The organism is Virgibacillus natechei, assembly GCF_026013645.1.
In the GTDB taxonomy this organism is placed as follows: domain Bacteria; phylum Bacillota; class Bacilli; order Bacillales; family Amphibacillaceae; genus Virgibacillus_L; species Virgibacillus_L natechei.
On the sequence record NZ_CP110224.1, the window covers coordinates 2,897,851 to 2,921,258 of the forward strand.

Annotated in this window: 18 protein-coding genes; 8 read left to right on the plus strand and 10 right to left on the minus strand. The window is 41.0% G+C overall.

From position 1 onward, the window contains the following. Positions 1 to 612: 612 nt before the first annotated feature. A complete protein-coding gene (locus OLD84_RS14870) occupies positions 613 to 2,148 on the minus strand; it encodes a Na+/H+ antiporter NhaC family protein (RefSeq protein WP_209464185.1) in 1,536 nt (511 codons plus the stop codon). An 818-nt stretch (positions 2,149 to 2,966) separates the two neighbouring features. Beyond that, positions 2,967 to 3,866, minus strand: coding sequence for a formyltetrahydrofolate deformylase (purU, locus tag OLD84_RS14875; protein ID WP_209464184.1), 900 nt, complete (start codon positions 3,864 to 3,866; stop codon positions 2,967 to 2,969). Positions 3,867 to 4,123: 257 nt separating this feature from the next. On the opposite strand from purU, the gene OLD84_RS14880 reads away from it, so the two are divergent. The 4 genes from OLD84_RS14880 (at position 4,124) to OLD84_RS14895 (ending at position 8,414) form a co-directional block, all read left to right on the plus strand. Then, positions 4,124 to 4,402: a hypothetical protein gene (locus OLD84_RS14880; protein WP_209464183.1), complete on the plus strand. Its 279-nt coding sequence runs from the start codon at positions 4,124 to 4,126 to the stop codon at positions 4,400 to 4,402. A gap of 125 nt (positions 4,403 to 4,527) precedes the next feature. Then, positions 4,528 to 6,171: an ATP-binding protein gene (locus OLD84_RS14885; RefSeq protein ID WP_209464182.1), complete on the plus strand. Its 1,644-nt coding sequence runs from the start codon at positions 4,528 to 4,530 to the stop codon at positions 6,169 to 6,171. A gap of 16 nt (positions 6,172 to 6,187) precedes the next feature. Next, positions 6,188 to 6,895, plus strand: a complete 708-nt coding sequence (locus tag OLD84_RS14890; RefSeq protein WP_209464181.1) for a response regulator — start codon at positions 6,188 to 6,190, stop codon at positions 6,893 to 6,895. Between the two features lie 181 nt (positions 6,896 to 7,076). Next, positions 7,077 to 8,414: a CitMHS family transporter gene (locus tag OLD84_RS14895; protein WP_209464180.1), complete on the plus strand. Its 1,338-nt coding sequence runs from the start codon at positions 7,077 to 7,079 to the stop codon at positions 8,412 to 8,414. Positions 8,415 to 8,536: 122 nt separating this feature from the next. Here the strand turns inward: OLD84_RS14895 and OLD84_RS14900 are convergent, their stop codons facing one another. Beyond that, positions 8,537 to 8,824 (minus strand): DUF4190 domain-containing protein, encoded by a 288-nt coding sequence (locus OLD84_RS14900; RefSeq protein WP_245301651.1) that lies wholly within the window; start codon positions 8,822 to 8,824, stop codon positions 8,537 to 8,539. A gap of 750 nt (positions 8,825 to 9,574) precedes the next feature. Here OLD84_RS14900 and OLD84_RS14905 point away from each other — a divergent pair. Continuing rightward, positions 9,575 to 10,132: a biotin transporter BioY gene (locus tag OLD84_RS14905; RefSeq protein ID WP_209464178.1), complete on the plus strand. Its 558-nt coding sequence runs from the start codon at positions 9,575 to 9,577 to the stop codon at positions 10,130 to 10,132. A 148-nt stretch (positions 10,133 to 10,280) separates the two neighbouring features. Here the strand turns inward: OLD84_RS14905 and ptsG are convergent, their stop codons facing one another. Together ptsG and glcT are read right to left on the minus strand one after the other, a co-directional pair. Beyond that, the gene (gene ptsG, locus OLD84_RS14910; protein WP_209464177.1) at positions 10,281 to 12,329 is read right to left on the minus strand and encodes a glucose-specific PTS transporter subunit IIBC; all 2,049 of its coding nucleotides are present in this window, start codon (positions 12,327 to 12,329) and stop codon (positions 10,281 to 10,283) included. 164 nt (positions 12,330 to 12,493) lie between these two features. Further along, positions 12,494 to 13,336: a glucose PTS transporter transcription antiterminator GlcT gene (glcT, locus tag OLD84_RS14915; RefSeq protein ID WP_209464176.1), complete on the minus strand. Its 843-nt coding sequence runs from the start codon at positions 13,334 to 13,336 to the stop codon at positions 12,494 to 12,496. A 362-nt stretch (positions 13,337 to 13,698) separates the two neighbouring features. Here glcT and OLD84_RS14920 point away from each other — a divergent pair, with 362 nt between their 5' ends. Further along, on the plus strand, positions 13,699 to 13,959 hold the full coding sequence (locus OLD84_RS14920; protein WP_209464175.1) for a holin: 261 nt from the start codon (positions 13,699 to 13,701) through the stop codon (positions 13,957 to 13,959). 269 nt (positions 13,960 to 14,228) lie between these two features. On the opposite strand, the gene OLD84_RS14925 is transcribed toward OLD84_RS14920, so the two are convergent. From OLD84_RS14925 to dcuS, 3 genes are all read right to left on the minus strand, one after another. Next, on the minus strand, positions 14,229 to 15,905 hold the full coding sequence (locus OLD84_RS14925) for an SLC13 family permease (protein WP_209464174.1): 1,677 nt from the start codon (positions 15,903 to 15,905) through the stop codon (positions 14,229 to 14,231). 122 nt (positions 15,906 to 16,027) lie between these two features. Continuing rightward, positions 16,028 to 16,750, minus strand: coding sequence for a response regulator (locus OLD84_RS14930; RefSeq protein ID WP_209464173.1), 723 nt, complete (start codon positions 16,748 to 16,750; stop codon positions 16,028 to 16,030). Then, complete coding sequence (gene dcuS / locus OLD84_RS14935; RefSeq protein WP_209464172.1) at positions 16,747 to 18,354, minus strand: DcuS/MalK family sensor histidine kinase; 1,608 nt, start codon at positions 18,352 to 18,354, stop codon at positions 16,747 to 16,749. Before dcuS ends, OLD84_RS14930 begins: the two co-directional genes overlap by 4 nt. 382 nt (positions 18,355 to 18,736) lie before the next feature. On the opposite strand from dcuS, the gene OLD84_RS14940 reads away from it, so the two are divergent. Next, entirely contained in the window at positions 18,737 to 19,957 is a 1,221-nt protein-coding gene (locus tag OLD84_RS14940; protein WP_209464171.1) for an EAL domain-containing protein, read from the plus strand. Between the two features lie 371 nt (positions 19,958 to 20,328). Further along, the gene (locus OLD84_RS14945) at positions 20,329 to 21,147 is read left to right on the plus strand and encodes a YkvI family membrane protein (RefSeq protein ID WP_319961333.1); all 819 of its coding nucleotides are present in this window, start codon (positions 20,329 to 20,331) and stop codon (positions 21,145 to 21,147) included. A gap of 463 nt (positions 21,148 to 21,610) precedes the next feature. Here the strand turns inward: OLD84_RS14945 and OLD84_RS14950 are convergent, their stop codons facing one another. Continuing rightward, on the minus strand, positions 21,611 to 22,624 hold the full coding sequence (locus tag OLD84_RS14950) for an NADP-dependent oxidoreductase (protein ID WP_209464170.1): 1,014 nt from the start codon (positions 22,622 to 22,624) through the stop codon (positions 21,611 to 21,613). Positions 22,625 to 22,921: 297 nt separating this feature from the next. Then, positions 22,922 to 23,371: a GNAT family N-acetyltransferase gene (locus tag OLD84_RS14955; RefSeq protein ID WP_209464169.1), complete on the minus strand. Its 450-nt coding sequence runs from the start codon at positions 23,369 to 23,371 to the stop codon at positions 22,922 to 22,924. Between the last annotated feature and the right edge of the window lie 37 nt (positions 23,372 to 23,408).

Here is a 23,408-nt window from a genome sequence, read left to right on the forward strand (position 1 = left end):
TTATGCTTCCCACCGAATTTGTTGTTTTTGACACATAATCTATAGAATGCGACGTAACTAGTGTTTGCTATAATCGCCGTTCGGGATCGCTCCGGGCGGATGCTTTCCGCGGGCACGGCCTCAGTCTCCTCGAGAAAACCACTCTGCGGGGTCTTCAGACTCGTGCTATTCCCGCAGGAGTCACCGCCCTTCGCTCAACCGAACTGGTGAGGTGGTCCGATGTTTTGAATATTGGTTACTAATGCAAATTAGCCGCAGTAACCGGAATACTAGCGTAGGAAATACATGGAGACTCCTGCGGGAGGAAAGGCATCGGTGAGACCCCGAAATGCGGTAGCATGAGGGGACTCACCAGCCGCCCGCGGAAAGCGAAATGTATTTCCGTAGCGGGGTAAAGTCTCATCCTTCATCTCAAGTTATGTCGTCTTTTATATCAACTCCGTAGGTTTATAAGCAATAACACTTATGAAAAGAGCCAAATTATTAGACTCCTCTTATTACATATTCCGTTTCCCTTTCTAAAATGTCAAAAGAGAAGCTACTGATCGGATGAACTACAAAAGTTCATTGGGCCAGTAGCTTTTACATGTTTTTCTTCATATACTTTCAAACTCATCCCACTTCTCCAAATTTTTTCTCATGCCGATTGCCCAAATAACGAAGTAAGAAGAATTGAACAACGATACCGACAATTAATAAAATGATACTGCTACCAATCAACGAGTACAGTAGATACATGACACCTGCAATCCCAGCAGGTACTAATGCGTATGGGATCTGTGTATTAACGTGAGCAATGTGATCCGATTCAGAGAAAATAGATGCCATTACCGTTGTATCAGAAATTGGTGAGACATGGTCGCCGAAAATTGCCCCGGCAAAAATCGCTCCGATAACGATAGGTATTAATTCCTCTCCCCCCATCGTATAAGCTAGCGGGATCGCAATAGGCGTCAAAATCGACATTGTGCCCCAAGACGTACCTGTTGCAAAAGAAATAAACATGCTGATAGCAAAAACCAAAAATGGTATAAGCGCTGTTGTCATCCATCCTTCTGTCGCACTTACCACGAACTCCGCAGTACCAAGTTCTGCTGTTACCGTTCCAATCGACCAAGCCAACACGATAATAATAAGTGCTGGCAACATGGTACGAATACCACCAAGCAACGTATCCTCACACTTTTTCAGGCCCATACCTTGCACAAGCGCAAGAATGATCCCTACCGTCGTCATTGCAAAAGCACCCCATGTTAATGCAACAGAAACATCCGTATCGGCAAGCGCGTCCATCATTGATTTCCCTGTTGCTCCACCACCTGAATACCATAACCCCCATATACTGACGGAAATAAGTGTTACCAGCGGAAGAATAAAATTCCAAACACTTCCCTCTTTCTGGAATGGTTCCCCCAAATCCTGCTCAACCGAAGATAATGGCGTTGATCCATCTGGTATCAGTTTTCCGGTTGTATGTGCACGATGTTCTGCTTTTGCCATTGGACCAAAATCCTTGCCCGCTATAATCATAGGTACGGCTAAGAGACAAAGAATAGCGTAAAAATTCCATGGAATAGATTGCAAAAAGACAAAATACGGTTCCATACCTACAATACTAAGGCTGGCAAAGGCTGCCGCAATTAATGATACTTGAAAACCGATCCAGTCTGAAACAGGTCCGATTGTTGCCATTGGAGCAGCTGTCGAGTCAATCACGTAGGATAATTTTTCTCTTGAAATTTTGTGTTTTTTGGTGATATCTTTTGTCGCGTTTCCAACGATGACAGAGTTGACGTAATCATTGAAGAAAATAAGAATACCTAAGAAATATGGTAAAAACAGTACCCGCTTCTTTGTGGTTAATCTCTTTTGTAATATTTTTATAAGACCTTCCGAGCCGCCTGTCTTAAACATAAACGCAGCTCCGGTTCCCAGTAGCGCTGTCATGACAAGAAAACGAGCATTCCATGGATCAACCATCACATCCTTCATCCATGTGAACGTTTGCCCTACCGCTTCAAATGGATTACCGCCCGCCGCGATTAAACCACCAACCCAAATACTGATGAAAAGTGAAAACAAAACACGCTTGGTAATAATGGCCATCACCACCGCTACAATCGGCGGTACAATCGATAATATGTCCATGCGTATCCAACCCCCTTTTTCATTTTTTTATTACCGTTAAATAAGCATGTCCACACACAACAGTCGAATTCGCCCTCTACTTTACCTGTAAAGAATTTAAATTTGTAGATTGATAATAAATGTATGCATCTTTAGTAAATAATAGTACTTCCACCTCTTTTAACGTTAGAAAACTTGGCATTCACAAAGCTTTACACTTACACAAAGAACAAAAGCGCAAGTGCCCGTTTAGCAACGTACAAACTGCGCCCGCGCATCGCGGGTGGTTCAACATTGCCACGCAAAGTGGCGGTTTTAGTTGAACCTCCACTACGCAATGAGATAAAGGAAACATGCCCCTTCATAGGGGTATGCCGACGCCTGAGCGCAAGCCCGGTTTTAGTCGGCCTTCCTTAAGCCTAGGGAGTCGATGCCCGCTTTCACCACAAGGGTATAAGTGCGACTTTACTTCTGCCTACGCCTCCGGCTTGGCAATCAGTAAGTCTTCTTTTCACCCACAGGGTATAAGTGCGACTTTACTTCTGCCTACGCCTCCGGCTTGGCAATCAGTAAGTCTTCTTTTCACCCACAGGGTATAAGTGCGACTTTACTTCTGCCTACGCCTCCGGCTTGGCAATCAGTAAGTCTTCTTTATCGTAGTGGAGGAGTGTGAAGTTTGATAGTTGCTGGGCGCTGGGCGCTGGAGCTGGACGTGGCTATTCCAGTATATAAGTTATCCCCAGCATTTAAATTTTATAGTTTCCTATGCAACGAAAAAAAGTCCTTCTTTAAAAGTAAAGAATGGACTTTTTTGTAGCTATTAAATTGGTAATCCAAAATTAAAACACAATCGTCTTATTCCCCTCCACAATAATTCGATCATCCAGATGCCATTTAACAGAACGTGTGAGGACACTTCGTTCAATGGATTGCCCTGTTTTTTTCATGGCGTCCACATTATCACGATGATCCACTCGGTCGATATCCTGTTCGATGATCGGGCCTTCGTCGAGATCATTCGTGACATAATGGGACGTTGCACCAATCATTTTCACACCTCGATCAAAGGCGCGTTCATATGGTTTCGCACCAATAAACGCTGGCAGAAAGGAATGGTGAATATTAATGATACGATGTTGATAATCTTCTACAAATGTCGGTGAGAGAATTTGCATATAACGTGCCAGAACAATCACATCTATCTCATATTTCTCCAGCAATTCCTTCTGCTCTTCCTCCACCTGCTTCCGAATGTCCCGATTTGATGGAATGTAATAAAATGGAATGCCTAGTGATTCCACCATGTCCCTTGCCGTTTCATGATTGCTGATAACAACCGCAATATTTGCCATTATATTCCCGCTTTGGAATTCCCACAAAAGCTCAAGTAGGCAATGTGGTTCTTTGGAGACGAATACAGCCATGTTTTTGATTTCACGCACATACATAATCTTCCAGTCCAAATTAAATTTTTCGGCTACGGAAAGAAAATTCTCCTCCAACTGACTTCCCTTCTCATTTAGACCGTCACATTCAAACTCAATTCGTATAAAGAAATTCCCGCCCATGGGATCCATGGTATATTGATCCGACTCGATAATATTCGCCCCATATCCATAAAGGAATTGAGAGACTGCTGCGACAATTCCTGGTTGATCAGGGCAATTGATTAAAAGACGCGCTCTATTTTTATTTCTAGCTTTAAATGTTTGTATTTTTTCTTCGATATATTTATTCATATTCGCTTCCCTCTTCATATTAATTTACTAATACTTTATGTGAATTGAAAGACAAGGTCAAGTTTTAGGGAGCATCAACTGATCGCATTAGATTTTATGTGTTGTCAACAGTGGGCTAAACTATGAAAATTGAATTGTTTCGTGCCTTTAACCATGAAGAACACCTCGAATCAATGCTATGATAAACGGGAGATATAAAGTATCCCTGGTAAAAGCGGGAAAATAAAACAACCCCTAAAAATGAAAGGAACGTACATATGTTACAAAAAATGAGATCATATAGCCAGCTTTTCGTTGCAAAGAAATCGTTGAAGACACTTTTAAAAACGAATCGGGTAGAAACGGAACAAATGATGAAAACCTATCATGAAGCACTCGTGGACAATAACCAGTTAAATGAGGATTTAACAGAAGCATCCGTTCCAGCACAAAACAAGCTTTCCAAACAATTAATAGAGTCCTTTGTGGAGCTCCGTGATCATCGTAATGAAGAAGGTTTCTACACGCAAGTAGCAAAGCATTGGGTGGAAAAATAAGGATAAGGTGTCTGACTACATCAGCGTGGTCAGACACCTGTTTTATTAGAAGTCTCCAATTTCGTTCCCTATTAAATATGTTATAATTATTCACTAGCAATTCCATCGATGGAGGAGAATGGACCATGATTCAATTTCAGAAAAGTGATATAAAAAAACACCAGCTTAAACCGACCGTACGCTTTAATTTGAAAATGAAAATGATTCTCCTGATCGGGATTCTCATTCTCGCCATCATTACTTTTATCGGAATTTTTCTCCATCATTTCCTTTCCGATACATTAGAAGCAGAAATGGGTGATCAAGCATTAAATGTTGCCGAAACGGTGTCTCACATTCCTGAACTAGTCGCGGCATTTGAAGCAGACGATCCTGCTTCCATCATTCAACCCACCATTGCCCCTATACAGGATGCGACTGAAGCTGAGTTCATTGTTGTCGGAAATACGGAAGAAGTTCGTTATGCACATCCCGATGAGGAGGAAATTGGTAAAAAGATGGTAGGTGGTGACAATGAAAGAGCTTTGCTGAACGGGGAATCCTATACGTCAAAAGCGACTGGAACATTAGGTGATTCTCTACGTGCGAAAGTACCAATTTTTCTGGACGGGGAAATCGTAGGTGTCGTTTCTGTCGGATTTCTAGTTAATGACGTCCAAAGCCTTATCGCAGATTACAGTAAGGAAATATGGATTGTTTTATTCCTAATTGGTGGGGTCGGTATATTGGGCGCTATCTTGGTTACGACTTATATAAAAAGAGTTTTATTTGGGATGGAGCCAGAGGAAATCGCCCACGTATTGTTTCAAAAAGAAACCATCCTTCAGTCCACACATGAAGGCATTATCGCGGTGAATCAAGACGGATTCGTCACCATGATGAATGCTACTGCCCAGCAGTTACTATTTAATCAAGAAATAAATCAAACGAACTATATAGGAACGCCGGTGCAGAACATTCTTCCTTCTTCAAAATTGCAAGAGGTCTTAACTACTGGAAACAGTCAATACGACAAAGAAAGCATATTCGGTCAGAATGTTTTTCTTACAAACACGGTCCCGATCTATTATGAAAGTGAGCTAATCGGTGCTGTGTCCACGTTTCGTAATAAGACCGAAATTGAATCATTAACGAAGGAATTAACCCATGTACGACAATATGCTAACGCCTTACGTGCGCAAACGCATGAGTTTTCAAATAAACTTTATACGATATTAGGTTTATTATATTTAGATAAGAAGGAAGAAGTCGTGGACTTGATTCAAACGGAAAGCAAAAATCAGCAAGAGTGGATTCGTGTCTTGATTGATAAAGTGTCCGACCCGTTACTGAGTGGGCTTTTACTTGGAAAATTAAACCAAGCAGAAGAATTACAAGTAAATTTGTTCATCGATCCAGACAGTCACCTGGAGCGTTCCCTCAGCAATGAAAAGGCCCGAGCACTGTTAACTGCTGTAGGAAACCTTATCGATAATGCCATGGATGCAATAAAAGAAAACCCTCCTTCAAACCGTAATGTATCCCTATTCTTTACAGATGCCGGAAATGACATTATTTTTGAAATAGAAGATTCAGGAACAGGGATTTGTGAAGCAGATTCCTTTAAAATATTTGAAAAGGGCTTTTCGATGAAAGATGGTTCAGACCGTGGTATCGGATTATCAATAACGAAACAAATCATTTCCAGTATCGATGGCTCCTTTTATTTGGAAGAAGCAGGTGATCTTGGTGGCGCCTACTTTGTCATTGCGATACCGAAAGACGAATAATAGAGGAGGAATCGACATGCATGAATCGATCCATGTTTTAATTGTGGAAGACGATTTTCGTATTGCGGAGATCAATCGACAGCTTGTAGACCAGGTTGATGGATTTCATACCGTGAATACCGTAAAAACAGCTGAAGAAACGTTGGTATTTTTAGAAAAAGGAACAAACCTGCCACACTTAATTTTATTGGATATTTACGTTCCGGATAGTATCGGATTACATTTATTTTGGGAAATAAGGAAGCATTATCACGAGATTGATATTATCATCTTAACAGCAGCAAAAGAAGTAACAACGATTCAAGAAACCTTAAAGGGAGGCATTTATGATTATATGGTTAAGCCTGTCGATATTGACCGGCTAGAGCAGACGTTGACAAACTACCGGGAACAAGTCCGCATCTTATCATCCAAGGACCAATTTGACCAAGAGGAGATTGATCAGCTTATACGTCCGTCAAAACCGTCAATCAAGCGTGATGCTCCAATCAAAAACCTCCCCAAAGGAATTGATGATATCACCCTTACTAAAGTTAATGCCGTTTTAAAGGAGAAAGGGAAGGGTGGTGTAACGGCACTGGAAGCAAGTAAACATATAGGTTTAAATCGCTCTACAGCAAGGCGATACCTGGAATACCTGGTTTCCGTTGAAGAAGTATATGCTGAACTTAGCTACGGCGATGTTGGCAGACCAGAGCGAAAATATATAGCGTCATCAAAATGAACAAAACACCCATAAAGATTAATAAACCGATTATATGCATAATCTTCTTTCCCAAATCCCTCTGTGATATATTACAAAATATATTAACTTAAAAAGAGGGATCTTTTATTTTTAATAGAGTTTGTATCCGTTTACAATTCCCTGTTTTCATTAAAAAGACGAATAATAGAAAGGAGATAGTATGCTAAGTTTAATTGGTTTAATTACAATTGTGACGATTGTTTTATTACTTATAAGTGGGAAGGTTTCTCCTATTGTAGCGCTTATCGTGGTTCCGATTATCGGAGCCCTCGTAGCTGGATTTAACCCAGTAGAAATTGGCGCTTTTTTCGAAGTTGGAATTGATTCAGTATTTGGTATTGTTATTATGTTTATTTTTGCAATACTCTTCTTTGGAATCATGCAGGATACAGGAATGTTCGATCCCATGATAACTAAAATGGTTTCGGTCTCCCGTGGTAATATCATTGCTGTCGCTGTAGGAACAGTTATTGTTGCCGCTATTGCACACTTGGACGGTTCAGGTGCTTCTACGTTCCTGATCACAATTCCAGCCTTACTCCCTTTGTATAAACGGTTGAAAATGAGCCCCTACTTACTTCTGTTACTAATCGGAATGAGTGCGAGCATCATGAACATGGTTCCTTGGGGAGGGCCTGTAGGTAGAACCAGTGCAATCCTCGGTATGGATCCTACAGAAATCTGGAGACAACTTATCCCAATACAGATTATTTCCTTTGTCCTGTTAATTGGTTTAGCTATTCTCTTAGGATTCCGTGAAAAACGTCGAATTAAAAAAACGGCGCCACAGGAATCAACGTTACCAGTTGAGGAAGAAGCTATGGAAGAAGCTGCTGCTTCATTAGAGGCTGAACCATTAGAAAAGGACAATTCATTAACTCGTCCAAAACTTTTATGGGTCAATCTATTATTAACATTAGGGGTCATAAGCGTATTAGTATGGGGAGGTATCCCTGCAGGGTTCGCATTTATGATTGGAGTTAGTATTGCCCTACCACTTAACTATCCGAATGTAGGGGACCAAATGGCTCGTATTAAAGAACATTCACCAAACGCACTCCTTATGGCAGCTATTATTCTAGCAGCTGGGTCCTTTTTAGGTATACTGGAAGGTACTTTAATGCTGGACGCACTTGCAGAAGACCTGGTAACGATTTTACCAGCCTTTATTATTCCTTATTTACATATTGTAATTGGTGTATTTGGTGTTCCTTTTGATTTATTACTTAGTACAGATGCTTATTACTTCGCCTTGCTTCCGATTGTAGAAGGAGTCGTTACAAGTTACGGCGTATCCTCTATATCTGCGGCATTTGCCATGATCATAGGTAACGTTATCGGAACCTTCGTCAGTCCTTTTTCACCAGCTCTGTGGCTTGCACTCGGAATGGCAGGACTTGAAATGGGAAAACATATTCGCTATTCCTTTTTTTGGATGTGGGGTTTTTCCGTTCTTCTATTATTCATTGCGATACTCATAGGTGTCGTTACCGTATGATAAGAGGCTGTAGGTTAGCCTACCTGAAAGTTATTACTGCTTGGAAAAGAAACTTCCGCTCGACCAAAAGCCCAAAAGACTCGTTCTTTTGGGCTTTTGTTTTATTCATTTAAATGGAACACTTAAACACTAAACATAATTCCTAAAATCAATAAGAAAAATAGTATAATTGCATAAATAGCCGTACCTACAATTCCACAGACTAATCCTGCTATTGCGAGTCCTCTACCATCGTGGTTGAATTCTTTTATTTCTTTTAGAGACTTAGCTGCAAAGACAATTGCAATAATCCCTAATATGAACCCAATATATGGGATAATGATGGATGTGATCCCTAATACTAATGCCGCTATTGATTTTCCATTAAATTTATTATTATTACTGTTTAGTTCGTTTGGTTCTACAGACATGCAAACACCTCCTCTTATTAGCAAACTTGGCATTCATTAAAGGGATTCTTAGAATAAGTTCTTTGCTGTGTTAGGCAGTTAATTCTTACTGCATAAGTGTAGGCTTTGGCTATCACCATAAAAAGCGTGGCGATAAGCCAAGTTTTCGAAAAACCCTTATGCTTTGGAGTACAAGCCTTTCGGAGAATGCCAAGTTTGCCTAAAAAAGCCTCTCTGCAACGTGTACAGAAAAGGCTTTTCACTTATAAAAATTATAACACAAACGTTGTAATTATAGTATATTCCGATGACTTGTTACATATTACTTTTGCCAATTCGAACGGGAATGCCTTCTTCTTCATCAAAAGCAACCCCTTTATATTCGTCAAACACAGAATAATCATTATAGAACACACATGCATCCTGTGTTAATGGATCCAGCAACTTTACTTATAAGAACAAAAGCGCAAGCGCCCGTTTAGCAACGTACAAACTGGAGCACTCCACAATGAGATAAAGGAAACACGACGAACGAAGTAAGTCGATGTTGACTTATCGTAGTGGAGGAGTGTGAAGTTTGATAGTTGCTGGGCGCTGGAGCTGGACGTGGCTATTCCAGTGTATAAGTTATCCACAGCTTTTAAATTCTATAGTTTCCTGGTGTAATAAAAAATTTTCTAGAATATTGACAACTTGATCGATTTTGCTATAAACTATGATTGTCAACCAAATAATAATGAGGTTAACAAAAGAGAGGGGACTTCATACATAATGTCAGAATCTAGTTATAAATTACGCATGATGATTATTACAGCACTCTTCGCGGCTATTATCGGGATCTTAGCACAAGTAACCATCCCATTACCGCTTGTCCCAATTACAGGCCAAACACTAGCACTTGGGCTCGCAGCGACTATCTTGGGATCCAAATACGGCACGATCTCTGTCATCCTTTATGTGATTATTGGAGCAATTGGTGTACCTGTTTTTTCACACATGCAAGCTGGATTAGGTGTGGTATTCGGGCCTACTGGTGGTTTTATAATTGGTTTTGCACCAGCAGCATTTGTTATCGGTTACTACCTGGAAAAAACGAATTTCACTATCTTAAACGCGGTTATTGCAAACGTGATTGGTATGTTAATTGCATTATTATTTGGCACCGTTTGGTTGAAGTTCATCGCAAGTCTTACATGGCCTGCAGCTTTTGCTAGTGGATTTGCTCCATTTATAATCGTTGGACTGCTCAAAGCCTTTCTTGCAGCCTGGATTGGAATTGTCGTTCGAAACCGCCTAGCATCGGCGGACCTATTATATACCAGAGCCTAACGAAGTATTAGATGTCGGGGTAATCATTCGAGGATCATTTCTCGTCTTCCACTAGGATATACCAAACAAAAAAAATGCCAGGACACCATGATCCCTTCATGAGTGTCCTGACAATATATTCACGGGAGTAACAAGCTCTATAAAGACCCTACTCCACCGTCACAATCCCTTCTTCGCTTCGTTTCACTACACCTTGTTTTTCCAACTTAACTTGGCTTTCACTTAAATTCGTGAACACAATTGGTGTAATCGTTGAAGCTGCATTTGCTTGAATATAATCCAAGTCCGCTTGTAATAAAGGTTGTCCAGCTTTCACCGTATCACCCTCATCAACAAATACTTCGAATCCTTTTCCTTCTAGTTTAACGGTTTCGATACCGACATGGATGAGTATTTCCTTGCCACCTTCGGACTGTATTCCAATGGCATGTTTCGTTGGGAATACATTAACGATCTTTCCGTTCACCGGTGAAACAACCAAACCTTCTTCCGGAATGACAGCAAAACCGTCTCCCATCATTTTTCCAGCAAAGACATCATCCGGAACTTCCGTAATAGGTACGATTTTCCCTTGAATTGGTGAAACAATCGTATCCGTGCTTCCCTCATTTTGCAAGCTATCAGGATTCACTTCTTCTATTTGCTGCTTCACTTCTTCTTCCAGATTTGGCTCGACCCGACGCGGTGATTTACCTGAAATAATATCCTCCATTTGACCTTTTATTGTTTCCGAACGTGGACCGAATATTGCTTGAATATTATCGCCTACCTCAAGCACACCAGCGGCACCAAGGTTTTTCAGCTCGTCTTTATTCACATCTTTTATCGTATTCACAGATACGCGTAAACGGGTGATACATGCATCTAGATGGGCAATGTTTTCTTGTCCCCCCATTGCTTCTAACACATTATATGGTAGGTCCCCAGCCTCGCCCTTCGATGCTTCTTGATCATCTGCTGTTTTTTCACGGCCAGGTGTCATCAAGTTAAACTTCTTAATAAAGAATCTGAAAATGAAATAATAAATAACCGCAAACATGAGTCCTAATATAATGGTAATATACCATGCTTCTTGGCCTGGTAAGATACCGAATAATACAAAGTCAATCGCACCACCCGAGAATGTATAACCGATATTCACACTGAAGTACGTCATTAATACAAATGAAAGTCCATCCAAAACAGCGTGAATCAAGAACAGGACTGGCGATATAAACATAAATAAGAACTCAAGCGGTTCCGTAATTCCGGTTAAAAAGGATGTTAAAGCTGCAGAACCTAATAGACCCGCAACAACCTTTTTCTTTTCCGGTCGTGCCGTATGATACATCGCTAGCGCAGCTGCTGGTAAGCCAAACATCATAATCGGGAATTCACCGGCCATAAAGTTACCAGCAGTTATTTCAACGCCATCTCTCAATTGTTGAAAGAAAATCGTCATATCCCCACGAACGATTTCACCAGCTACTGACGTGTACGTACCAAACTCATACCAGAAAGGCGCATGGAAAATATGATGCAATCCGAATGGAATGAGTAATCGTTTTATAAATCCGAAGAAAAAGACGGCTATATACGTCCCCTCTTCAATCAACCAGTAGGACGCGCTGTTCATCGCTTCTTGAACCGGAGGCCAGATAAATAATAACAAAAGTCCGACGACAAATGACATTGCCGCTGTGGCAATTGGTACAAAACGTTTTCCAGCAAAAAAACCTAAGAATGTAGGCATCTCAATATTATGGAATTTTTTAAAGCAATAGGCAGCGATCAGACCAACTATAATCCCGCCAAATACCCCTGTTTGCAATGTATCAATCCCTAAGACAGATGCAAATCCAGGATCTGCTTCGGTCACTTCCGGTGTGACGCCAAGCCAGGAACCCATCACCTGGTTCAGTACTAAATAACCAACGATAGCAGCAAGTCCTGCCGCTCCGTCTGCCACCAACCCAATCGCTATACCAACAGCAAAGATTAGCGGCAAGTTGTCAAATATAACACCACCCGAATCTTCCATCACGGTTGCAACTAACTGAATCCAGTCCGCTTCTAAGAACGGAAGATACCCAAGCATCGTTTCCTGTTGCGCCGCATTACCAAACCCTAGTAAAAGCCCAGCTGCAGGCAATAACGCCACGGGTAGCATCAATGCTTTTCCGATTTTTTGCAGCTCGCCAAAAGCTTTTTTAAACATGTTTCCATTCACTCCCTCTTATTTTCTAGCAAACAGCTCGATAACAACAAAAAAAATCAGACATGAGCAGAATAATAAATACAACAAGATAGAGTTTTATCCCTTTTCTTGTTCCTTTATCTTCTCTACTCATGCCTGATCGAATCAGTTACACGCTGCGTGAACTATTCATATTTCGTTGTTAATCGCTGAAGGTGCATCGTTAAATAAACAGCTTCAGCATTATATACTGGTTTTTTTAATGTTTGCTGCATGATCTTAATCAACTTCCAAGAAAGATTATAACATACCGGGTATTCCTTTTTCAATAGTGCTACGATTTTTTCTGGTTCTTCTACCTTTTCCTCTTTCAACACCCGTTCAATGGTATAGCGAATATGTCGGACAAGCCGGATGTAATGAATACTATCCCTTTGGATCATTATATCTAATTGAGATTCAATGGTTTCCGTTAATCGTTTTACTAATTGCGAATACTTGTTAATGTCAGAAATAGCCATATTCGTCATCGCAGCATGCACATGCAATGCAATAAAACCCACTTCCCCTTCTGGTAAATCAATGTCCAACGAATGGTTGATAAAGTCAACAACCTCTGCAGCAATTTCATATTCAAAAGGATACAGCGCTTTCGTTTCCGTCAGAAAAGGATTTCTTATCTCCATTCCTTTCATTAATCGGGTGACTGCAAAAAGGATATGGTCGGTTAACGCTACATGAGCCTGTTCATTCAGCGTCACATCCGACTTACTTCTGATCATCTCAATAGAACTGATAATGGTATTTAATATATTCTCCTCGATTTGAGGCAATAGTTCTTTATAGTATTCTTGCTCTTTTTCATTACGCAAGACAAACATTTTTTCAACAGAATTTTCACGAATCAACTCATCTTTCTTCTTGTTAAACCCAATACCTTTACCGATCAACACTACTTCCCCATCTTGATGGTCTATTGCAATTAACACATTGTTATTTAAAACCTTATTCACAATAAATGTATCCAATTTCGTCTACTCCTTACTATTATACACGTTATTAGAGTATACCATTTTTATTTTCACAAAAACACTGATAGAAAAAGAAAAGCCTCGATTGCGAAAAAACCACATATACCATAGAATCTCAAATTATGATCAATCTAGTAGACAAAGGCCTTTTTTAATAGATACTCTCACAAAAACCGCCACCTCTTTATGATTCATTCATAAAATAAAGGAATAGGAGGTGATAGAATATCAGGACTTCTAGCTGTGTTCATGAACTGAGAATGTGGCGATACCATGTGGATACGCAGAAGAAATTCACGACTTTACAATGGCTTTCTCTCGGGAGTTATTCTCATGGCTATTGCAGAGAGGTGAGGTAGATGAACGAAATATTGATGTTAGCAACATTAGCAGCACCAGTCACTAACGCTTTAATTCAAGCAGTCAAAATGGCGGTGGTAATTAATAAACGGTTCACCCCACTAATGGCAGCCGTAATCGGTGTTGGCTTAGGTGCAGCAGCATTCTTTGTGGATGCTGGGATAGTAGAAAGAATGTGGGCAGGCGGAATCAGCGGACTAGCATCCGTAGGGTTATTTGAATTAGGTAAATACCCGACGGAGCGCATAGACAATGAGTAATTCATTAATCCGAGATTCATAGTCATGATGCAGTACAGGATGCGAATCTCGTCCTAATTGAACGCTTTGTTTAATTAGCCACTACACATCAATTTCATCGTAGTTTAACAGGTAGCCCATCATGAACCCCCACCTCAAAAATGGCGTTACGACGAAGTTTTAGATGGTGGTTTCCTATCTGCAAAAAATCTGGGTAACGATTCTTATTTCCTAAGCAAACTATAAAGGCCATCCTCTACTGAGAATGGCCTTTATAGTTTCTATTAAAATTAAAATCCGGACGGGACTTCTAGTAAGTTTATGTCCCACGCAACTGGTAGGTAGAAATAAACGGCTGCTACGATTAATAAAATCGCAATAATATTGAGCCAAAAACCGTTTTTAACCATTTCCTTTATCGTAAGCTTTCCGGTAGCGAAAATAATCGCGTTCGGTGGTGTCCCTACAGGAAGCATGAATGCACAGTTTGCAGCCATCGCACATGAGACCATTAGTGCATACGGGTGGATGTTCATTGCCACTGCGAGCGAAGCTACTACTGGTATAATCATCGTTCCTGTCGCTGTATTTGATGTAACTTCGGTCAAGAATAATACAACAGCAGTTGCTACGAGTACAATGATAACGAAGTGCATGCCATCAAGAAATGTCAGCTGGTCCCCAACCCAATCGGAGAGCCCTGTCTCGGTAAAACCGGCTGCAATCGCAAGTCCGCCCCCGAATAAGATGAGAATCCCCCAAGGAATCTCCTTGGAATCGCTCCACTCCATTAATTTGCTACCTTCCACATTTTTTGCTGGAATCATGAATAGCATAATCGTTGCCGCCATTGCGATCATTCCATCACTAATGCCTGGAACGCCAACGATATTTTCCCAAATGAACGTTCGTGTAATCCACATAAAAGCAGCAAATAGAAAGACTGCCAAGACACTTTTTTCTTCATAGGTTATTGTTCCAAGTCCTTTTCTTTCTTGACTAATTTGTTCTTTCCCGCCTGGTAGTTCACTAAAATTCACTTTATAAACGACTCGTGTAAGATAAAGCCAGACAAGCGGTATCATGATAATAACAAGTGGAACACCGAACACCATCCAACCTGCAAACGATATTTCGGTACCGTACATTTCGCCAACAGTCGCTGCAAGGATACTGAGTGGTGGTGTCCCAATCAATGTCCCGAGTCCACCAATGGTTCCGGCGTAGCCAATCCCGAATATAATGGCTTTTTCAAATTTGGGTATCTCCGAAGCATGTCCTCCCTGTTTCAAGGATTGAGATGCCTGGTAGACAATCGCCAAGCCAATTGGAATCATCATCATCGTCGCAGCAGTGTTGGAAACCCACATCGACAGAAAAGCTGTGGCTACCATGAATCCTAATATAATTTTCTGTGGGGTTGTCCCAATTAATGAAATAATTGCCAATGCGATACGCTTATGCAAATTCCATTTTTCCATTGCAGTTGCGATAAAGAATCCACCAAGAAATAAGAATATAATATCATTGCCATAAGATGAAACAACCGTATCTCCATCCAATGCTCCAGTTATAGGAAGCAAAATAATGGGCAAGAGCGATGTGACCGGAATTGGAACTGCTTCTGTTACCCACCATGTCGCAATCCATAGGGTCGATGCAAGTACAGCACGCGCACCTGCATTTAAATCAGCTGGATTAAAAAATAATAATGTCAATAGGAACAGCAGTGGTCCCAGTATTAAGCCCACTAATTGAGCTTTTGTATAAGCCGGCTTCTTCTCGTTCCCATTTCCAGAAGGCCCGCCTGAATTGGCAGTTGCAGAACTGTTATCCTTTTGTTTTGTCGAACGATCTTGATTTGATTTTCCCGCATTTCTAAATGTTGAAAGGGTTATCAAATTTTTCGTATTCTTATGTGACTTCCAAAGGCCTCTCCACATTGTTGTTATCGATCCTTGTTCCATATTGTTAACCCATCCTCCTCTGTTGTAAGCGGTTTCTACATAATATAATGGATAAATTGTGACTTGTGCACCTTTCGTAAGTAACGAAAGACTTTTGTAACTAAAATAAACGACGAAGGATATTAATCCTCCGTCGCCATCAGCGAGTAGATACTATTCATACGATCCGGTTTTACCTGATAAAGATGTAATGGTCGCCCGGTTGCCTGATAGGTTACCTCTATTTTCAAAACGTCTACCTGTACCAGGTAATTCAAATATTTATTTACAGATACGCGTGATATACCAGTTTCAGCTGCTAGGTCACCCGCAGAAAACCTGTGTTTCTCCCACTTGGCAATTTGTTTTGCAATTCGGGAAAAGGTTAATGCGGTAAAACCTTTCGGAAGGTCAAATGATCTTAATTCAGGACGTTCGCTTTTCAAAAGAAATGCATCCAACGCTTCCTGTGGCACCTCACTGTCTGCTTTCATCAGGTCAAACCTTTGCTTATACTGCAACAGTGCCTTCTGAAATCGCTCGAAATCAAACGGTTTAATTAAATAATCAACCGCACCATAATGCAAAGCACGCGTGATCGATGTATGATCATTAGCAGCTGTTATAACAATCACATCAACATTCCATCCGCTTTCCCGCAAATTCACAAGCATATCAAGCCCATTCTTATCTGCCATATAGACATCCAGTAAAATAAGATCCACATCATGATTGGCTAAAAAATCCCAGCCTGATGGAATGTCCTGAATCACCTCCAGGACCGTGAATCCGTCCACCCTTTCCAGGTAAACCCGGTTAAACTTAGCCACCATCGGGTCATCTTCCATAATTAATACATGTATCATACGTCTTCACCTTCATAAGGAATGACGAGATCAAAAACCGTACCTTCACCCTTTTCAGATGAAAGTTCTAGTGTTCCTCCCCATTCATCCAATTTTTGTTTTGCCAAAAATAAACCGTAACCGCGATGATCACCCTTTGTGGATTTCCCTTTTTCAAAAACAGTTTCCATTTCAGACGGAGCTAACCCAGGCCCATTATCTTGAATAGAAACATACATCTGTTTATTTATGTAGTTAATCGTAATCATCACATATTTATTCGTTTGATTGGCCATCGCTTCATTCGCATTTTCTAGTATGTTACCAATTACGGTTGTGATAACATCCATTTTTTCCTTTTTAATCAATAAAGGTAAGGCCTTTTCCCCATTCAATTCGATTGTCACATTATTTTCTCTGAGTTGACTCAGTTTGTTTAAAATATACCCAGCCAGGACGGGATCTTTTACAAGGCGTGAAACGGGTTCCGTCGCTTGTTGATGGTCTGGGGTAATTGTCTTAATATAGGTTTGCAACTCCTCATACGATTCAGTCTCAATCATAGCGGATAGGACATGCAACTGATTCATGAATTCATGCGTCTGTCCACGGAGGGTTTCCGCATAGGTCTTCGCATTGGTTAATTGTGCTGCCAATGAGGTAAGTTCCGACTTATCTCGAAATGTTGCAATAGCGCCCACCATTTGATCATTTAATTCAACTGGCCTTTTATTCACGACAATATCAATACCATGAAGCCGTTGTTCCTGATCGTATTCTATTTTCTCATTAAGCAGTACCTCTCTTAAACGAGAAGGCGGCAAGTACGCATCCACCTGTTGACCGGTGGGATCTCCCGCTAAGCCAGCCCGTTGAAAAATCTCTAGAGCAGCGTGATTAGCGACCACAATTTCTTCTTTTTCGTTAACCGCAATAATTCCTTCCCTTACAGACGCTAGCATGGCTCCTCTCTCCTGTAGCAGATGAGCAATTTCTCTTGGTTCAAGGCCATGCATCGTACGTTTAACCCTGCGTGCCAGAAAAACTGCACCAATTACACCAATCACGAGTCCGGCACCCGTCCCTAAATAGATCATACGCTGATTGGTGATAACGGCACCTTCTACCTCATCTAGCAAAATACCTACAGATACCACGCCCACCTGCTCTTCTCGGTCCCATATCGGCACAAATGCACGCAGCGATTCACCCAGTGTCCCTTCTGCTACAGACGTATAGTGTTCCCCTTGAAACGCTCTGTCTTCATCATCCCCTACAAAGTATTCCCCAATCCGTTCCTCGACTGGATGCGACTGCCGCAAACGTTCGCTGTCCATAACGACAATGTATGCAACATTCGTATCCTCCTGCACCGATTTCGTATAGGCTTGGATCTCGGCTGTATGCATCTCATCCGTCAACCCTTCAATAACCAATGGTGACCGGCTAACACTATGGGCAATATCCATCGTCTTTTCTGCCTGACTTTCACGCACCGTTTCGGCTGTTTCACCTGCTATTAGAATGCCCGTCACTGCCAATGCTATAATTAAAACCACACCAATTAGCAATGTAATCCACGTTTGAAGTCTGACCGTTTTTCTGTTTTCAAAAAAATGTCTCATTAGACGCTGCTCCTCCGAGTTTTTCCTTCATTCTACTCGGACAAGCTTATCAAGAATCCCCCCGCCAAACAACTCTCGTTTATTATTGGGCAGGTTTTTAAAACTTCGCAGTTGATAGCACGTCCTGTGCATCGAAGGCTGAGGCCGCGCCCGCGGAAAGCATCCGCCCGGAGCGATCCCGAACGACGTTTATAGCAAATACTTATAGAAACAGTCGTCTTTTATAGATTTTGTGTCAAAAACAAACAATCTTTTAAAAAACCACTCTTCTACACTATATCCAGAAAGACTTCCTAGACTAACCGATCATAATTCCAAGCGTGACAGATAAACGTATTATACGCTATTATAATAGGTAGAATGTAAGTGGAGGTGTGCAGAAGTGGATCCATTAGATATCATGCTAGACTCAGAAAAAGTCATACCCTATTATCAGCCCATCATAAGTGCTGACACACAATTAGTCTCTGGCTATGAAGTAAGGGCACATTTTTTAGAAAATGAAAGGAACGCACAACAGCTCGATTGGTTTTTTGAGGACACCTCTATACCTCATGATTTTCACCTTGAACTGAATAATTGGATCCATGCTAAAGCGGTTAAAGCCTTTTTGATGACAGATCAATCGACGAATTTATTTCTACATTATGATGCCAGGCTGCTACTCAACGATAATGCTGACACATTACTAGCGCTTTTGTATGCTTATAAAGAACAAGGGCTAGATTTCACAAGAATTATCATCGAACTCAAAGAACCCTTCATTAAAAATCAATTAGATGATTTCCGCCCATTATTTTCCTACATTAAAACGTTGGGAATTCGAATAGCCTTGGACGACGTTGGGAAAAAGAATGGAAACCTTGATCATTTAGCTATTTTGAAACCGAATATTGTGAAAGTCGATGCAGGGTTTTTGAAAGATGACTTATTACCGCATTTGCATCGCGACGTACATCACTCTCTCACCATGCTGTCACGTACAATAGGAGCAGCTTTACTATTTAAGAATATTTCATCCTATAACCAATTGAATTACGCATGGCGAAATGGCGGACGATATTATCAAGGCGCTTATATAAAACGGATTGGACCCGATTTCGTCGAGCCTGATGGTGCGAAAGAGAAAATCAAAACAGATTTTCAACACTTCATTACATTTGAACGTAAGAAAATGACAGCCCAAATGGAATTAACCAATTTGATCAACAAACAATTCACGACAACACTAAGCACCATCACATCGAGCGACCCTTATGACGACATCATCCTTGCTGCCGCCCACGCTTGCGATCGCTTCGTCTTCCGGGTATATATATGTAATGAAGAAGGAATTCAATTATCTTCCAATGCGGATAAAAATAAAGATGGGGAATGGGAGCTTACGCACGAAAGCAGGCAAAAAAACTGGAGCTGGCGGCCCTATTTCTTTGAAAATATTGTTCGAATGAATATCGAGAAAAAAGGAATCTTATCCGATTTATATACAGATATAGAAAAGGACGAGCAAATAAAAACATTTTCTTACCCAATTACAGACACGCTATATATTTTTCTAGATGTACCATTTGATTACCTGTATGAACAAGAAGGACTGTTGTGATGGTGAAGCGGATGTGCTCGTTTTCGGGGACAATATTTGTTAATTAGGGAACCGATCGATTGTTTACAGCTAGCAATCTATTAGGTGAATGAGCGGTCACTTGCTTGCATGAGGACGGCAATCGACTGAATCTGATAGCCAGTGCAGCAAGGCTGGCACTCCCATTATGCACCGTTCACAGGAAGTTAGCTAATGCTATATATCCTGCTAACGCATATGTAAGGATGCATTTTTTGTAAGCAATCAACGGATAACGCAAGCGCTAATATTTTGTGTTTTGAAAATTGAACTTACAACGAAAATAATGTATCCTAAATAGATTGGCTAATACTATTATATATCCTATTACGACAAAATTATCGGAGGACATCATGAGGAAAGTCTTACAAATTGGGAGCGCTTTTATCGGAATCATTGTGGGTGCGGGATTTGCATCTGGACAAGAGATCTTGCAATATTTTACTAGTTTTGGTTATATCGGAATTTTAGGAGGTATCGTCGCTACAGCATTGTTCGCCTATATCGGCATGATTTTGGCCAAACTCGGTAGCAGATTGCAAGCTACATCACATAGGGGCGCAATATATAAAATCAGTGGTCGCTTTCTTGGCACCATCATTGATTATATCATTATTTTCACACTGTTCGGTGTAGGTGTAGTCATGCTTGCAGGTGGCGGTTCGATCTTGAATCAGCAGTTTGGATTACCGGCATTTGTCGGCAGCATGATCATGACGATTCTTGTACTACTTACGGTCATGCTGAATGTCAGTCGGGTCGTTAAAGTTATTGGAAGCATCACCCCTTTTCTGATTCTAGCAGTTATTATTCTATCCATCTACAACCTTGTCACAGTGGATGCGTCATTTGCATCACTTGATTCTGTTGCGAGAGAACATCCCTCAGCAACACCGAACTGGTTTCTTTCAGCGATTAATTACGTGTCATTTAATATCGCAGTTGGGGTATCCATGACACTTGTCATGGGAGGGAATGAAAAGAACGAAAAAACCGCTGCATGGGGAGGACTTATTGGAGGTCTGGGAATTGGTATATTGATACTTATAAGTCACCTCACCATCTTTTCTCAAGTTGACGTGGCTGGAACCTATGAAATGCCAATGTTAAGTATAGCGGATAGTCTTCTCCCAGGTACGGGACTTCTTTACTCATTATTCTATTTGGTATGATATTCAATACTGCTACAAGCATGTTCTACTCATTCGGGGCACGCTTTACCAAAATAGAAACTACCAAATTCAAGGTATTCTCGCTTTTTGCAGGGATAATAGGATTTGCATTAAGCTTCGTCGGTTTTACAGAGCTTGTTGCTTTGTTCTATCCACTTATTGGCTATCTCGGACTCGTACTAATCGGCGTACTGATTTATACATCCTTCAGAATGCCAGCTAAAACGAAGGAAAGAGATTAGGGAGGTGCCTGTCACTTCCCGGTTTTTGTCGAATGATTTTCTCAAGGGAGTGACAGGCAGGCACTGTTACGCGTTTATCTTATCCTTAATAGATTGGAGCTTCGGTTTTGTTTTATAGACAGCGGATCCTGGTGAGCACATAACATACTCGGTAGGAACAGCTGAACGAACACGGAACGAAAGCGCGACCCCATTGTAATCAGGAATCGCGCTCTCCACCATTATTCAATCTCAGATACTTTCACAATTGCTTTTCCTAAGTTTGCGCCTTGGAAGAGGTCAAGAAAGGCCTCAATTGTTTGATCGAATCCTTCTGTTACGGTTTCTTCATATTGTATTTTCCCTTCCTGATACCATCCTGCTAGCGCTTGTGAGCCTTCTTTGAACCCGGAGGCATAATCCCCAACGGTGAATCCTTGCATCAATGCACTCGTTTTAATCAAGTAGCCTTGAACACGCAGTCCCTTATCCGCTTCTTTATTATTATAAGCCGAAATCGCTCCGCACACAGGGATACGTGCGAATTTATTTAGTAGTGGCAGTACGGCCTCCCCGATTTCACCACCAACATTTTCAAAGTACACATCAATTCCATCTGGGCATGTATTACGAAGTGCAGTTCCCACGTCCTCTGTTTTATAATTTATTGCTGCATCAAATCCGAGCTCCTTTTTAAGGTAAGCAATTTTTTCATCCGAACCTGCAATCCCAACGACGTGAGCACCTTTTACCTTGGCGATTTGCCCGACAACTGAACCAACAGCACCTGCTGCGCCTGATACAACAACTGTTTCCCCTTCTTGCGGCTTCCCGATATCCAAGAGTCCAAAATAAGCGGTTAGCCCTGTCATGCCTAATACACTTAAGTAGGCAGAAGCTGGCGCGAGCTTCGTATCAATTTTACGAATTTCAGATTCTTTTGCCACTGAATATTCCTGCCAGCCGAGTGAGCCTGTAACGACATCATTTTTCTCAAACTTCGGCGATTTTGATTGGACAACTTGACCAACCACACCACTGGTAATGACGGAGTCCAGCTCGAATGGTGCAACATAAGATTTCGCATCATTCATTCTCCCTCTAAGGTAAGGATCAACCGAGATATAGGTTGTCTTAACAAGTACTTCCCCTTCCTCCGGCTCACCAACCGGTACATGAGCAAATTCGAAATCCTCTTTTGATGGTGTACCAACTGGCCTTCTCACAAGTTTAATTTGTTTTTGCATACGAATCATCCTCTCCCCTGGGAAGGTGCCTTGGGAAGGTGCCTGTCACTTCCCGAATTTTGTCGACGAATCAGGCCCCTAAAATTTATTTTTTAAGAAAACTGAGCATTTGTTAAAGGGATTCTTATGAAAGCGTTCTGTGCTTTCTTAGGCAGCTAATTCTTACTGCATAAGTGCGGGCTTTGTCTATCGCCATTAAAAGATTGGCGATAAGCCAAGTTTTCTAAAAACCCTTATGCTTTGGAGTGCAAGCCTTGAGACAATGCCTTAGTTGCGCTTATGCGAATAGGAAATTTTTATACTTTTCTATTTTTCCATGAAAACGAAAACCGTGTCTTCAAAATCGAGCTTCTCTGTTTTATATCTTTTATAACCAAGTTTTTCATACAAAGCGATATTTTTTGTTGAAAGGCTTCCAGTGAATAGTCTATAGATTACATCAGTGAAATATGTTTCGATTTCCTCCATTAAAATTCTCGCAATACCTCGGTTTTGATAATCTGGATGTACCATGAGTCTGTTCACATGACATTCCCCATTCTCTTCATAGGCTCTAACGGAACCAACAACTTTTCCATCTTCAACATATTTTAGTACCACATTTTTTTCAAATGACGCCATGGTTGATGTAATTTCCTCTTTTAATGGCATAATTTCATAATCATTGTATATTGCCGCTTCACTGAGAAAAGCGCGCTTTTGTAAATCTAATATGTCACTTGCATCTTCCTGCCTAGCTCGTTCAACCGTTGCCAATAACCATCTTCCTCTCCAGTGTGTATTTACGCTTCCT

What these genes read in the sequence shown, in the direction of transcription:
- OLD84_RS14925 (WP_209464174.1), bottom strand. Translation starts at nt 15,905, where the DNA reads ATGGAACAAGGATCGATAACAACAATGTGGAGAGGCCTTTGGAAGTCA.
- OLD84_RS14920 (WP_209464175.1), top strand. Translation starts at nt 13,699, where the DNA reads ATGAACGAAATATTGATGTTAGCAACATTAGCAGCACCAGTCACTAAC.
- purU (WP_209464184.1), bottom strand. Translation starts at nt 3,866, where the DNA reads ATGAATAAATATATCGAAGAAAAAATACAAACATTTAAAGCTAGAAAT.
- OLD84_RS14880 (WP_209464183.1), top strand. Translation starts at nt 4,124, where the DNA reads ATGTTACAAAAAATGAGATCATATAGCCAGCTTTTCGTTGCAAAGAAA.
- OLD84_RS14900 (WP_245301651.1), bottom strand. Translation starts at nt 8,824, where the DNA reads ATGTCTGTAGAACCAAACGAACTAAACAGTAATAATAATAAATTTAAT.
- OLD84_RS14895 (WP_209464180.1), top strand. Translation starts at nt 7,077, where the DNA reads ATGCTAAGTTTAATTGGTTTAATTACAATTGTGACGATTGTTTTATTA.
- OLD84_RS14930 (WP_209464173.1), bottom strand. Translation starts at nt 16,750, where the DNA reads ATGATACATGTATTAATTATGGAAGATGACCCGATGGTGGCTAAGTTT.
- dcuS (WP_209464172.1), bottom strand. Translation starts at nt 18,354, where the DNA reads ATGAGACATTTTTTTGAAAACAGAAAAACGGTCAGACTTCAAACGTGG.
- OLD84_RS14945 (WP_319961333.1), top strand. Translation starts at nt 20,329, where the DNA reads ATGAGGAAAGTCTTACAAATTGGGAGCGCTTTTATCGGAATCATTGTG.
- OLD84_RS14890 (WP_209464181.1), top strand. Translation starts at nt 6,188, where the DNA reads ATGCATGAATCGATCCATGTTTTAATTGTGGAAGACGATTTTCGTATT.
- ptsG (WP_209464177.1), bottom strand. Translation starts at nt 12,329, where the DNA reads ATGTTTAAAAAAGCTTTTGGCGAGCTGCAAAAAATCGGAAAAGCATTG.
- OLD84_RS14885 (WP_209464182.1), top strand. Translation starts at nt 4,528, where the DNA reads ATGATTCAATTTCAGAAAAGTGATATAAAAAAACACCAGCTTAAACCG.
- OLD84_RS14950 (WP_209464170.1), bottom strand. Translation starts at nt 22,624, where the DNA reads ATGATTCGTATGCAAAAACAAATTAAACTTGTGAGAAGGCCAGTTGGT.
- OLD84_RS14870 (WP_209464185.1), bottom strand. Translation starts at nt 2,148, where the DNA reads ATGGACATATTATCGATTGTACCGCCGATTGTAGCGGTGGTGATGGCC.
- OLD84_RS14905 (WP_209464178.1), top strand. Translation starts at nt 9,575, where the DNA reads ATGTCAGAATCTAGTTATAAATTACGCATGATGATTATTACAGCACTC.